Annotated in this window: 8 protein-coding genes, 9 tRNA genes and 3 rRNA genes; 1 reads left to right on the forward strand and 19 read right to left on the reverse strand. The window is 42.7% G+C overall.

From position 1 onward, the window contains the following. Positions 1-25: 25 nt before the first annotated feature. Positions 26-496, reverse strand: coding sequence for a Dps family protein (locus tag AC806_RS11340; RefSeq protein WP_061841186.1), 471 nt, complete (start codon positions 494-496; stop codon positions 26-28). Between the two features lie 168 nt (positions 497-664). On the opposite strand from AC806_RS11340, the gene AC806_RS11790 reads away from it, so the two are divergent. Then, positions 665-1354, forward strand: a complete 690-nt coding sequence (locus AC806_RS11790) for a prepilin peptidase (RefSeq protein ID WP_083207589.1) — start codon at positions 665-667, stop codon at positions 1352-1354. A 65-nt stretch (positions 1355-1419) separates the two neighbouring features. Here the strand turns inward: AC806_RS11790 and AC806_RS11345 are convergent, their stop codons facing one another. The 18 genes from AC806_RS11345 to AC806_RS11430 form a co-directional block, all read right to left on the reverse strand. Then, positions 1420-3288 (reverse strand): C40 family peptidase, encoded by a 1869-nt coding sequence (locus AC806_RS11345; RefSeq protein WP_069029342.1) that lies wholly within the window; start codon positions 3286-3288, stop codon positions 1420-1422. 189 nt (positions 3289-3477) lie between these two features. Further along, entirely contained in the window at positions 3478-3984 is a 507-nt protein-coding gene (mreD, locus tag AC806_RS11350; RefSeq protein WP_061841188.1) for a rod shape-determining protein MreD, read from the reverse strand. A gap of 1 nt (position 3985) precedes the next feature. Then, positions 3986-4843 carry a rod shape-determining protein MreC gene (gene mreC / locus AC806_RS11355; RefSeq protein ID WP_061841189.1) on the reverse strand — a complete coding sequence of 286 codons (858 nt, stop codon included), beginning with the start codon at positions 4841-4843 and terminating at the stop codon, positions 3986-3988. Between the two features lie 126 nt (positions 4844-4969). Next, positions 4970-5608, reverse strand: coding sequence for a thiamine diphosphokinase (locus AC806_RS11360; RefSeq protein ID WP_061841190.1), 639 nt, complete (start codon positions 5606-5608; stop codon positions 4970-4972). Further along, a complete protein-coding gene (gene rpe, locus AC806_RS11365; protein ID WP_061841191.1) occupies positions 5608-6258 on the reverse strand; it encodes a ribulose-phosphate 3-epimerase in 651 nt (216 codons plus the stop codon). Before rpe ends, AC806_RS11360 begins: the two co-directional genes overlap by 1 nt. 10 nt (positions 6259-6268) lie before the next feature. After that, positions 6269-7147: a ribosome small subunit-dependent GTPase A gene (gene rsgA / locus AC806_RS11370; RefSeq protein WP_061841192.1), complete on the reverse strand. Its 879-nt coding sequence runs from the start codon at positions 7145-7147 to the stop codon at positions 6269-6271. A 138-nt stretch (positions 7148-7285) separates the two neighbouring features. Further along, positions 7286-7359, reverse strand: a tRNA-Pro gene (locus AC806_RS11375). Positions 7360-7362: 3 nt separating this feature from the next. Continuing rightward, positions 7363-7436: transfer RNA gene (locus AC806_RS11380), tRNA-Arg, on the reverse strand. Positions 7437-7449: 13 nt separating this feature from the next. Beyond that, positions 7450-7535, reverse strand: a tRNA-Leu gene (locus AC806_RS11385). A gap of 15 nt (positions 7536-7550) precedes the next feature. Further along, positions 7551-7622 (reverse strand) — tRNA-Gly (locus tag AC806_RS11390). Positions 7623-7633: 11 nt separating this feature from the next. Continuing rightward, a tRNA-Thr gene (locus AC806_RS11395) sits at positions 7634-7706 on the reverse strand. A gap of 11 nt (positions 7707-7717) precedes the next feature. After that, positions 7718-7799 (reverse strand) — tRNA-Leu (locus tag AC806_RS11400). Between the two features lie 13 nt (positions 7800-7812). Continuing rightward, a tRNA-Lys gene (locus AC806_RS11405) sits at positions 7813-7885 on the reverse strand. A gap of 2 nt (positions 7886-7887) precedes the next feature. After that, positions 7888-7960: transfer RNA gene (locus tag AC806_RS11410), tRNA-Val, on the reverse strand. Positions 7961-7967: 7 nt separating this feature from the next. After that, positions 7968-8083 (reverse strand): 5S ribosomal RNA (gene rrf / locus AC806_RS11415). 81 nt (positions 8084-8164) lie between these two features. Continuing rightward, positions 8165-11077 (reverse strand): 23S ribosomal RNA (locus tag AC806_RS11420). Between the two features lie 182 nt (positions 11078-11259). Beyond that, positions 11260-11332 (reverse strand) — tRNA-Ala (locus AC806_RS11425). A gap of 68 nt (positions 11333-11400) precedes the next feature. Then, positions 11401-12959 (reverse strand): 16S ribosomal RNA (locus tag AC806_RS11430). The 16S, 23S and 5S rRNA genes sit together here with 9 tRNA genes alongside, the layout of an rRNA operon. Between the last annotated feature and the right edge of the window lie 50 nt (positions 12960-13009).

Below are 13009 nucleotides of genomic sequence, written 5' to 3' on the forward strand. Positions count from 1 at the left end.
AAATGATTTTAATAAAGTTTATTAGCTATTCCGGATCATTACCTGGTGCATAACCAAGGTGTGCTTGTATCATCCATATGTTCTTTTCAATATCCGTTTTATGTGCAATAAAGATATCTTGCGTACTATCGTCGCCTTCTTCACCAGAAATTTCAATCCCTTTTTGATAAAGATCAGCTAAATAACGATAACCAGATACTAGCGTTTCTAGTCTTTCAGACATTGAACGATCCCACGTACCGATTTCGTCTTTGATACCAGTATGATCTGCAAACTCTTGAAGTGTTGAGTAAGGTGAACCATCTAATGCAACCAAACGTTCTGCGATGACGTCTAATTGATCATTGATTTCATCCATATAGTCATCCATCATCGGATGCAGTGTTAAAAATCCTGGGCCTCTCATATACCAATGAGTTTGATGAATAACTGCTGCAAACTGACTTAAATCGGCTACCAATTGATTCAATGTTTCTTTTGTTCTTCCGAACTTCATTTATAATTCCTCCTTCTTTCTCAATATATTAAGCTTAATATGAATCAATGGAAAAGTAAAATAGATTCCATTATTTGAGAAGGGTTCTCAAATAACAACCTCATAAAATAATAGAAATATGGTTTTTTTGCGTAATTATCATTAGAAAAGAAAGGGAGGAAAAAATATATGTTTTATTTTTTATTGGGAAGCTGTCTAGGCTCTTTTTTATGCGTTATTGCTGAACGCATACCTATTAAACAACCGTTTATTATAAGTAGGTCACACTGCGTACATTGTAAGCGAACGTTAAAATTTTGGGAAATGATTCCGATCTTCTCATTTCTATTACTAAACTTTCGCTGCAGAACGTGTCATAAAAAAATTCCAATAACTTACTTTGTTACTGAAATCTTATATGGCCTTATTTTCGTATTTAGCTTTAACCAATCAACAACACTAGAATGTATGATCACTTTATATTGGCTAACAATTGCTCTATTACTTTCATTAACAGACGTCTATTACTTAATTATCGAACCAAAAATTTTTTATCCAACACACTTTATTTTGATTGCTTTATTACTATACTCCCATGCTCATTTTTATTGGGAAAGCCTCTTACTTTATTTATTTATCTGCATCATTATCGCTCTATTTTTACGAAATTCGATGGGAATGGGTGACTTACTTTTACTCTTATTTTGGATCCCTTGGCTTACGCCCCTTGAGGTGTCACAACTCTTATTTTTCGCTAGTTTCACTGCCTTGATAACTTATTGCTTTATTTCTATTACAACTTCACACGAAATAAAAAAGTTAAAACTACCTTTTGTTCCTTTTTTAAGTCTGAGTTTATTTATAATTCATTTTTTATAATAAATGAGATTTGCTTTTTAAAACGAAAAAAAAGCTGACGAAATTTCGTCAGCTTTAACTTTATTTTACATGCTTACTGCAAAATCTGGTGTGAAGTATTGTGTATCTCCAACTTTCACAGTATCACCTGGTTTTGGTGCATGGATGAATGAACTTCCACCCATAGAAATTGCTACGTGATAAGTGCTTCCTTTAGAGCCCCAGAATAACAAATCTCCTGGTTTTGCTTGGCTAGCAGAAATTTGAGGACCAGCATTTTCTTGCGGTACAGTGTAGCCACCAATATCTTTGCCTGTTACTTGTTTATAAACATATTGTGTAAAGCCTGAACAGTCAAAACCGTCTGGTGTTCTTCCACCCCACACATATGGTGTGCCCATATGTTTTTGTGCTTCAGCCAAAATTGCTGAACTATCAGCGTTTGCAGAAGGTTCTGATGTTTCTTCTTTAGGTTGTGATACATCTGTTGGTTGAGAAGCTCCTTGGTTTCCAGAGTTACCTTGATTATCGTTATTAGGTGTTTCTGGTTCAGAACTTTCTGGTGCTTCTGGTTGAATATTTTCTTCAACCGGCGTAGAAGGTTCTGGTGCTTCTACTACTTCTTCAGAAGTTTCAGTAGTTTCTGGTACTTCTACTTCGCTTGATTCAGCTGGTACTTCTGCTTCTTCACTTTCTTCTGTCGTTGTTTCCTCTGTTGCTTCTGGTTCTTCAACTGTTTCTTCAGAAGTTTCAGTAGTTTCTGGCTCTTCTACTTCGCTTGATTCAGCTGGTACTTCTACTTCTTCACTTTCTTCTGTCGTTGTTTCCTCTGTTGCTTCTGGTTCTTCAACTGTTTCTTCAGAAGTTTCAGTAGTTTCTGGCTCTTCTACTTCGCTTGATTCAGCTGGTACTTCTGCTTCTTCACTTTCTTCTGTCGTTGTTTCTTCTGTTGCTTCTGGTTCTTCAACTGTTTCTTCAGAAGTTTCAGTAGTTTCTGGCTCTTCTACTTCGCTTGATTCAGCTGGTACTTCTGCTTCTTCACTTTCTTCTGTCGTTGTTTCTTCTGTTGCTTCTGGTTCTTCAACTGTTTCTTCAGAAGTTTCAGTAGTTTCTGGTGCTTCTACTTCGCTTGATTCAGCTGGTACTTCTGCTTCTTCTGCAGGAGCTTCAGTTTGCTCTGCTTCTTGAGCAGCTGCTTTATCAGCTTCTTGTTGAGCTTCAGCTTGTTGACGTGCTTCTTCAGCGCGTTGTTGCTCTTCAGCGATGCGTGCTAATTCCGCTTTTGCTTCATCTTTACGTTTTTGAAGATCTTCTTTTTCGTCATTTTTAGAAGATTCTTGTAAAGCTAAATCAGCTTTTTTATAATCTAAATCTGCTTGGCTTTGTTGCAATTGACCTTTTTGTTCTTCTAAAGCTGCTTGATTAGCTTGAATTTCTTTTTGCTTCTCATCATTTTCAGCTTTTTTATCTTCAACAGCTTTTTTATCTTCTTTTTGTTGTTCTATTAAATCATTATTAGCATCTACGATCGTGTTCATTGCTTGTACACGTCCGAATGCATCTGTTAATGAATCAGAATTTAAAACTGCATCAACAATATTGGTATCTGAACCATTCACTTGTACATCACGAGCTTGTTCACGAATTGCTTCTTCGCGTTTGTCGATACGCTTTTGCAAATCAGCAATTTCATTTTCCAATTGCTTAGATTGCTCATCCAATTCTTCTTGCTCTGCAAGCAAGTTTTGTGCCTTTTCATTAATACCAGAAATTTCTCCTTCTAATGAATCAATTTCTGATTGAACACTTGCTTGTTTTCCTTGCAAGTCATCAATTTCTTTACTTTTTTCTTCAATTTGCTGGTCAAAATCATCAGCCAAGACTACGCTTGGAGCTGCAACTGCAGCAAGTGTTAATGAGCATGATAGTAACGCCGTCAATACACGTCTCTTCACTTTTCATTCCTCCAACCTTAACTTTATTTTATAATTGCTTAAGAAGTATAAGAATTCTTAAACTCTTTTTCACCGATAAAATGATTGTAACACAGCAATATGACATTACAATAAAAGAATTGTTACAAATATATTTCAATTCTGAAATATATTTTAACCATTCGTCATAATTTTGACTTAAAAAAGGTGCTACTCCCAGCGGAATAGCACCTTGACAATGTAATAAATAATGAAAAAGAATAAAATATTAACTAACAAAGTTGGACCTAAAAAGTTGGTAGCAAAAAAAACAGGGTTGATCATCGAAATTTTAAAAACGACTTGTATACCCGCCGCCGCTAATTCATAAGCTGTTACTAAAATAATCCAGCCAAAAAACATAGTAAAAATATTTTGGTAAAGAAGATCGTATAATAGATACATCCCCCAAACAGCTAACGGTAAACTAACCGCATAAATCCCTAAGACTCCTATGTAATATAAATCAAAGATAGTCCCCAGGATAATAGTTGTTGTTATCATATAGCGTTTTGAAAATTTTGGAACACAAAACATCAATATCAATAATAGTAAATGTGTCTTCCAAATATTAGCCTCACTACTCCAAGCCAAAAAGGTACGAGTCAAGTGACTATCTAATAACATAACCAAAAAGAAAATCGGAGCTGCCACATATTGTTTTTTAACTTTATCCATATTAGTCTTCACCTACTGTGCGCTCGATGATTGTAACAACTGACACATCATTAACATCAGCTGCAGGTTGAACATAAACTTTTCTATCTAAGCCAAAATCATCAGGCTCTGCCTCAATGACTTTTCCAACATTCAGATCTGATGGAGAATTACCACCAAGTCCAGATGTTTGCACTGTATCATCTTCTTTAATATCACTTTCACCAGTCAATTCCTCAACAACCAATGCTTGATTACGCCGATCATAGCCTTTTAGCAAACCAAAAGCATCTCCATCTTCAGTTGTTATTCGAACTGGGAAATGATTACTCGTCTGGTTATCAGAAGTTAATAATTCTACTTTTGAAGAATGTGCGTTAACTTCAAGAACTCGACCAATTAAGCCATTTTTGGCCATGACAGCCATATTGTCGCTGATCCCCTCTTCTGAACCTTGATCAACAATCATCATATCTTGCCAAGAATCTGGTGAACGCGAGATCACATTAGCCGGTTTTTTTTCATAATTTGTCAGCGTTTCATTCAAATCTAATTCTTCCTTTAAATTTGAAATCTCTCTTTTCTGACTTTCATTTTGCTGAACAACTTCATCGTAATTATCGATTTTACCCTTTAAACGTTCATTTTCTTGATAGGTAACAAACAAATCTTGAATAGACGCCACACCATTTTCAAACCAACGCACCGGGGTATACAAAGTTTTATCCACCACAGCAACAGTATCATTGACAATTACCTGCGCAAAAGAAGTCTTTTGAGCAACAGCACGTCTAGCCATAGTGATACTTAAAACAGTAACGATAATAATTACGATAATTAAGGTAATAATAATATTTTTATTTGGATTAAATTTTTTCACAAGTGCACCTCAATTACTTCAAACTCAATGGATAGATTGTACCACTAAATAGCACTAAACAAAAGATAACTAGACACTCTTAACTTTTTTTAAACTATTTTTATAGAAAATAATGTGTTGCATTTATCATCCATCTTTACTTTGAATAACAGCAATAATTCCTTTTGAAAAAGTAACACCTGCTTGACTTCCCATAAACTCATTACTTGCATAAGAAGTGGGATATAGCACTTGTTGATTATCCAAGGTATACTTACTTTTAGTTAACGTTAGATCAGAGACCGGTGTTAGACAGCAATAAGCTAAGTATTGCTTGTCAACTTCTTTTGTAATTGTATGCTCTCCCGGTAGTAAAAAGGCAATTGTATTTTGTCTATCTTGTAAATAAATATTTTGACAATATTTGGCAAATCGTGGTTCTAACACTATCCATAAATTTGCTAAAAAATGATCAATTCTTCCACCGGTTGAGCCAACTATTGTAATTTTAGCATTTGGATATTCTTTTAAGACCATTTCTAAAGCCAGCTGTGTATCTGTATCGTCCTTTTCCGCAGGGGAAGTTATTACCTTTTTAGCTAAATCAAAAACATCCGTTTGCTCTTGTGAATCCAAGGAATCAAAATCACCAACAGCAACATCTAGAGGCAATCCTTTTTGTTGTAAAAAAAAGCTTCCCCGATCAACGCCGACATACAAATCATAATTTGTCTCTATATCTGGCCACTTAGAAATTGGACCTCCCGCTGCTAGTAAAATATTCATTATTCAACCGCTTCTTTCAAAAGTTGAATTTGTTTTTTAGGTTGCTCTGCACTATAAATATAACTACCAGCAACAAAGACATTTGCGCCTGCTGCTTTACATTGCTTTGCGGTCTCAGGAACAATTCCACCATCGACTTCTATATCGTATTTATAACCGTTTTCAACCTTTAACTTAGCTAATTGCTCAATTTTGTAAAGCGTTTCTTTAATAAAAGATTGACCGCCAAAACCCGGGTTAACTGTCATAACAAGTATTTGATCCACCATAGATAATACATGATAAATAGAATCAACAGATGTGCCAGGGTTGATAACCACTTCTGCTTGAACATTTTTATTTTTTATCATTTGTAACGCGCGATGAATATGGGCTGTCGCTTCAGCATGCACACCAATGATATCAGCTCCTGCCTCAGCAAAGTCATCTATATAACTTTCCGGATTTTCAATCATTAAATGCGTATCTAATGGTAATTTAGTTACAGGTCGAATCGCTTTGATCGCATCTGGACCAAATGTAATATTAGGTACAAAATGTCCATCCATGACATCTACATGAATATAATCTGCTCCATTTTCCTCTACTAGTTCAATATCCCGTTGTAAATTTGCAAAATCAGCGCTTAAAATAGACGGTGAAATTTTCATCTTTATATCCCTACCTTTTCTTTTTATAAACAGGTTTTCTATTTTTTATTTCATCTAAAAAATACACATAATTATCATACCTACTCTTAGCAATATCATTTGTTTCTACTTGCCGTTTAACCTCACAGTCAGGTTCGTTTAAATGTAGACATTCCCGAAAACGACAATAGCTTGAGGCTTGCACAAATTCGGGGAACTGTTTTGCTAACTCTTTTTCCGTAATTGTAGAAAAATTAATGGCACTAAAACCTGGCGTATCAGCAACTAATCCGTCTGCAACAGGAAGTAATTCAACATGACGAGTTGTATGACGGCCACGTCCTAGCGCATCAGAAATTTCTGCTGTTTCCAAGTTTAACTGGGGCATTAAACGATTTAACAAAGCAGATTTTCCTGCACCAGACTGACCAGTAAAAACAGTTAAACGTTTAGAAAATAAATTTTGTAAATTTGACATTGCCTTTTCTTCGGTTGAGACAATAACTGTGTAACCTATTTTCCTATAGGTCGTGGCAACTTCCTCAATCAACTCAGGTGCTACCGATAAATCAGCCTTACTTAAATAAATGAGCGGTTCAATATCTTCATACTCAATACTTATCAGAAAACGATCCAATAAAAAATAAGAAAATTGAGGTTCAGTTAAGCTTATTACGATAACACTTTGATCGACATTTGCCACCGGTGGACGTAACAATTTATTCTTTCTTGGCAAAATTTCAAGTAAATAGCCCTCTGTCAAATTTTCACTTTCAAAAACAACATAATCACCTACTAAAGGAGTGATTTTTCGGTTGCGAAAATTTCCGCGAGCTCTTGTTTGGTAAATTTCACCTTCTGAATAAATATAATAAAATCCACTTAGTGCTTTTTGGATTTGTCCTTTCAAAAATCCTCCTCCTTTATCTTTTTAATCATATTGTATCATATTAACTGTCTATTATATTTTATTTCATTCAAAAAAAGACGCTAGAAAAAAAGAAAATTCTCTTCTTCTAACGCCTTTTTAAATGAAAAATCAAATCCATCGGGAAGACAGGATTCGAACCTACGACCCCTTGGTCCCAAACCAAGTGCTCTACCAAGCTGAGCTACTTCCCGTTACGCGCCCAGAAGGATTTGAACCCTCAACCTTCTGATCCGTAGTCAGACACTCTATCCAGTTGAGCTATGGGCGCATATGTTGTTCAATGCCGAGGACCGGAATCGAACCGGTACGGTAATTACTTACCCCAGGATTTTAAGTCCTGTGCGTCTGCCAGTTCCGCCACCCCGGCGTGGTTTTGGCATCAAGCGGAAAACGGGATTCGAACCCGCGACCCCCACCTTGGCAAGGTGGTGCTCTACCGCTGAGCTATTTCCGCAACTTGTCGGATGCCGGCTAAAGGACTTGAACCCTCGACCCTCTGATTACAAATCAGATGCTCTACCAACTGAGCTAAGCCGGCTTTTTCCTACATGCGGGTGAAGGGACTTGAACCCCCACGCCTTGCGGCGCTAGATCCTAAATCTAGTGCGTCTGCCAATTCCGCCACACCCGCTGATTTTGTGTAATGAGTCGTACAGGATTCGAACCTGTGACCCTCTGATTAAAAGTCAGATGCTCTACCAACTGAGCTAACGACTCAATGGAGGTTATAGGGCTCGAACCTATGACCCTCTGCTTGTAAGGCAGATGCTCTCCCAGCTGAGCTAAACCTCCGCTTGCTGCGTGGCGATGTCCTACTCTCACAAGGGGAAGCCCCTCACTACAATTGGCGCTAAGAAGCTTAACGACTGTGTTCGGCATGGGAACAGGTGTCTCCTTCTTGCCATCATCACCACACAACTTGACGTTGAGTGAACCTTTTGGTTCCCTCAAAACTGGATGAAAAACAATTTCAATTAACCGACAATCCAAACCTTTGTGGTTAAGTCCTCGATCGATTAGTATTCGTCCGCTCCAACCCTCACGGGTCTTCCACTTCGAACCTATCTACCTGATCTTCTCTCAGGGATCTTACTTTCTTTTAGAAAAGGGAAATCTCATCTTGAGGGGGACTTCACGCTTAGATGCTTTCAGCGTTTATTCCTGCCCTACTTAGCTACCCAGCGATGCCGTTGGCACGACAACTGGTCCACCAGCGGTAGGTCCATCCCGGTCCTCTCGTACTAAGGACAGCGCCTCGCAAATTTCCTACGCCCGCGACGGATAGGGACCGAACTGTCTCACGACGTTCTGAACCCAGCTCGCGTGCCGCTTTAATGGGCGAACAGCCCAACCCTTGGGACCGACTACAGCCCCAGGATGCGACGAGCCGACATCGAGGTGCCAAACCTCCCCGTCGATGTGGACTCTTGGGGGAGATAAGCCTGTTATCCCCAGGGTAGCTTTTATCCGTTGAGCGATGGCCCTTCCATGCGGAACCACCGGATCACTAAGCCCGACTTTCGTCCCTGCTCGAGTTGTTGCTCTCACAGTCAAGCTCCCTTCTGCCTTTACACTCTTTGAATGATTTCCAACCATTCTGAGGGAACCTTGGGGCGCCTCCGTTACTTTTTGGGAGGCGACCGCCCCAGTCAAACTGCCCATCTGACACTGTCTCCCGCCACGATCAGTGGCGCGGGTTAGAGTGGCCATAACGCAAGGGTAGTATCCCACGGATGCCTCCTTCGAGACTCGCGTCCCGAATTCTACGGCTCCTACCTATGCTGTACATGCGTCACAGACACCCAATATCAAATTACAGTAAAGCTCCATGGGGTCTTTCCGTCCTGTCGCGGGTAACCTGCATTTTCACAGGTACTAAAATTTCACCGAGTCTCTCGTTGAGACAGTGCCCAAATCGTTGCGCCTTTCGTGCGGGTCGGAACTTACCCGACAAGGAATTTCGCTACCTTAGGACCGTTATAGTTACGGCCGCCGTTTACTGGGGCTTCAATTCGTACCTTCGCTTACGCTAAGCACTCCTCTTAACCTTCCAGCACCGGGCAGGCGTCAGCCCCTATACGTCATCTTACGATTTTGCAGAGACCTGTGTTTTTGATAAACAGTCGCTTGGGCCTATTCACTGCGGCTGCTCGTTAGAGCAGCACCCCTTCTCCCGAAGTTACGGGGTCATTTTGCCGAGTTCCTTAACGAGAGTTCGCTCGCTCACCTGAGGATACTCTCCTCGACGACCTGTGTCGGTTTGCGGTACGGGCCATTACCTTCTTGCTAGAAGTTTTTCTTGGCAGTGTGACGCCAGAACTTCGGTACTTCAATTTCCCTCCCCGTCACAGCTTATCGTTGACAAGAAAAAGCCTTTCACTCTTTCTCCGATGCACTGCTTGGACAGACCTTTCCATTCGTCTGCTTTCTTTTGCCTCCTGCGTCCCTCCATCACTCAAATGAAGATAACAGGTACAGGAATATCAACCTGTTGGCCATCGCTTACGCCTTTCGGCCTCAGCTTAGGTCCCGACTAACCCTGGGCGGACGAGCCTTCCCCAGGAAACCTTCGTCTTACGGTGGACAGGATTCTCACCTGTCTTTCGCTACTCATACCGGCATTCTCACTTCTAAGCGCTCCAGCCGTCTTTTCAGTCGACCTTCACCGCCCTTAGAACGCTCTCCTACCAAAACACCTATGGTGTTTTCCACAGCTTCGGCAGTATGTTTAGCCCCGGTACATTTTCGGCGCAGGGTCACTCGACTAGTGAGCTATTACGCACTCTTTCAATGATGGCTGCTTCTAAGCCAACATCCTAGTTGTCTAAGCAACCCCACCTCCTTTTCCACTTAACATACATTTAGGGGCCTTAGCTGGTGGTCTGGGCTGTTTCCCTTTCGACGATGGATCTTATCACTCACCGTCTGACTGCCAAGGGGCAATCAATGGCATTCGGAGTTTATCTGGATTCGGTAACCCAAGACGGGCCCCTCGTCCAAACAGTGCTCTACCTCCATCATTGCTTCCTTGACGCTAGCCCTAAAGCTATTTCGGAGAGAACCAGCTATCTCCAAGTTCGTTTGGAATTTCTCCGCTACCCACATCTCATCCCCGCACTTTTCAACGTACGTGGGTTCGGTCCTCCAGTGCGTTTTACCGCACCTTCAACCTGGACATGGGTAGATCACCTGGTTTCGGGTCTGCGCCGTCTGACTCAACGCCCATTTCAGACTCGCTTTCGCTGCGGCTCCGTCTTTTCAGACTTAACCTCGCCAGCCAGCGCAACTCGCCGGTTCATTCTGCAAAAGGCACGCTATCACCCATAAACGGGCTCTAACTCCTTGTAAGCACACGGTTTCAGGATCTCTTTCACTCCCCTTCCGGGGTGCTTTTCACCTTTCCCTCACGGTACTGGTTCACTATCGGTCACTAGGGAGTATTTAGCCTTGGGAGATGGTCCTCCCGGTTTCCGACGGCATTTCACGTGTCCCGTCGTACTCAGGATCCGTTTACGGACAAAACTGTTTTCGCCTACGGGGCTCTTACCCGCTTCGGCGGCTTTTCCCAAAGCCTTCGGCTAACATTCCCATCCGTTCATAAACGTCCTACAACCCCAGAATGCAAGCATCCTGGTTTGGGCTATTCCCGTTTCGCTCGCCGCTACTCAGGGAATCGATTTTTCTTTTTCTTCCTGCAGTTACTAAGATGTTTCAGTTCACTGCGTCTTCCGCTTGCCTGCTATCTATTCACAGAACAAGCCGCATTCGATGAAAAATGCGAGGTTTCCCCATTCGGAAATCTCTGGATCCTAGCTTACTTACAGCTCCCCAGAGCATATCGGTGTTGGTCCCGTCCTTCATCGGCTCCTAGTGCCAAGGCATCCGCCGTGCGCCCTTTCTTACTTAACCTGACTTGACCTTGCGGTCAAGGGTTTCTCGAAGGTTCTTGCTTTGAGCGATCAAAGCCCTTCGAACATGTGCGTAAACTTCGTTAAAAAACGTGTTCAACGCGGATTCTCGGTTGGTGTTGATTGTTGTTTTTCTATCCAGTTTTCAAAGAACCAAACAAACGACCCAAAATCGATCGTTTATGGAGCCTAGCGGGATCGAACCGCTGACCTCCTGCGTGCAAAGCAGGCGCTCTCCCAGCTGAGCTAAGGCCCCCTACGGGTAGACCTCTCAAAACTGAACAAAGCGCAAACGATGTGTCGACCTTCCGTGTTTTTCCTTAGAAAGGAGGTGATCCAGCCGCACCTTCCGATACGGCTACCTTGTTACGACTTCACCCCAATCATTCGTCCCACCTTAGGCGGCTGGCTCCCCTAGGGGTTGCCGCACCGACTTTGGGTGTTACAAACTCTCGTGGTGTGACGGGCGGTGTGTACAAGGCCCGGGAACGGATTCACCGCGGCATGCTGATCCGCGATTACTAGCGATTCCGGCTTCATGCAGGCGAGTTGCAGCCTGCAATCCGAACTGAGAGAAGCTTTCAGAGATTCGCTCGGCCTTGCGGCTTGGCGCGCTCGTTGTACTTCCCATTGTAGCACGTGTGTAGCCCAGGTCATAAGGGGCATGATGATTTGACGTCATCCCCGCCTTCCTCCGGTTTGTCACCGGCAGTCTTGCTAGAGTGCCCAACGCAATGCTGGCAACTAACAATAAGGGTTGCGCTCGTTACGGGACTTAACCCAACATCTCACGACACGAGCTGACGACAACCATGCACCACCTGTCACTTTGCCCCCGAAGGGGAAACCCTATCTCTAGGGCGGTCAAAGGATGTCAAGACCTGGTAAGGTTCTTCGCGTTGCTTCGAATTAAACCACATGCTCCACCGCTTGTGCGGGCCCCCGTCAATTCCTTTGAGTTTCAACCTTGCGGTCGTACTCCCCAGGCGGAGTGCTTAATGCGTTAACTGCAGCACTGAAGGGCGGAAACCCTCCAACACTTAGCACTCATCGTTTACGGCGTGGACTACCAGGGTATCTAATCCTGTTTGCTACCCACGCTTTCGAGCCTCAGCGTCAGTTACAGACCAGAGAGCCGCCTTCGCCACTGGTGTTCCTCCATATATCTACGCATTTCACCGCTACACATGGAATTCCACTCTCCTCTTCTGCACTCAAGTGATCCAGTTTCCAATGACCCTCCCCAGTTGAGCTGGGGGCTTTCACATCAGACTTAAATCACCGCCTGCGCTCGCTTTACGCCCAATAAATCCGGACAACGCTTGCCACCTACGTATTACCGCGGCTGCTGGCACGTAGTTAGCCGTGGCTTTCTGGTCAGCTACCGTCATAGAAAAAGCATTGCCTCTTTCTCCTGTTCTTTGCTGACAACAGAGCTTTACGATCCGAAAACCTTCTTCACTCACGCGGCGTTGCTCGGTCAGACTTGCGTCCATTGCCGAAGATTCCCTACTGCTGCCTCCCGTAGGAGTCTGGGCCGTGTCTCAGTCCCAGTGTGGCCGATCACCCTCTCAGGTCGGCTATGCATCGTTGCTTTGGTGAGCCGTTACCTCACCAACTGGCTAATGCACCGCGGGACCAGCCATCAGTGACGCTGTAAAGCGCCTTTGAGCTTTCTTTCAGGTGAAAAAAAGCCATATGCGGTATTAGCACCTGTTTCCAAGTGTTATCCCCCGCTGATAGATAGGTTCCCCACGTGTTACTCACCCGTCCGCCACTCCGCTTAAGAAAAAACCGAAGTTTCTTCTTAAGCAGCGTTCGACTTGCATGTATTAGGCACGCCGCCAGCGTTCGTCCTGAGCCAGGATCAAACTCTCATCTTGAATTTGATCGATCAACACCGTTGATCGTACTTAGCTCTTCAACTTTTTGC

It is taken from the genome of Tetragenococcus halophilus, assembly GCF_001712815.1.
Classification (GTDB): domain Bacteria; phylum Bacillota; class Bacilli; order Lactobacillales; family Enterococcaceae; genus Tetragenococcus; species Tetragenococcus halophilus.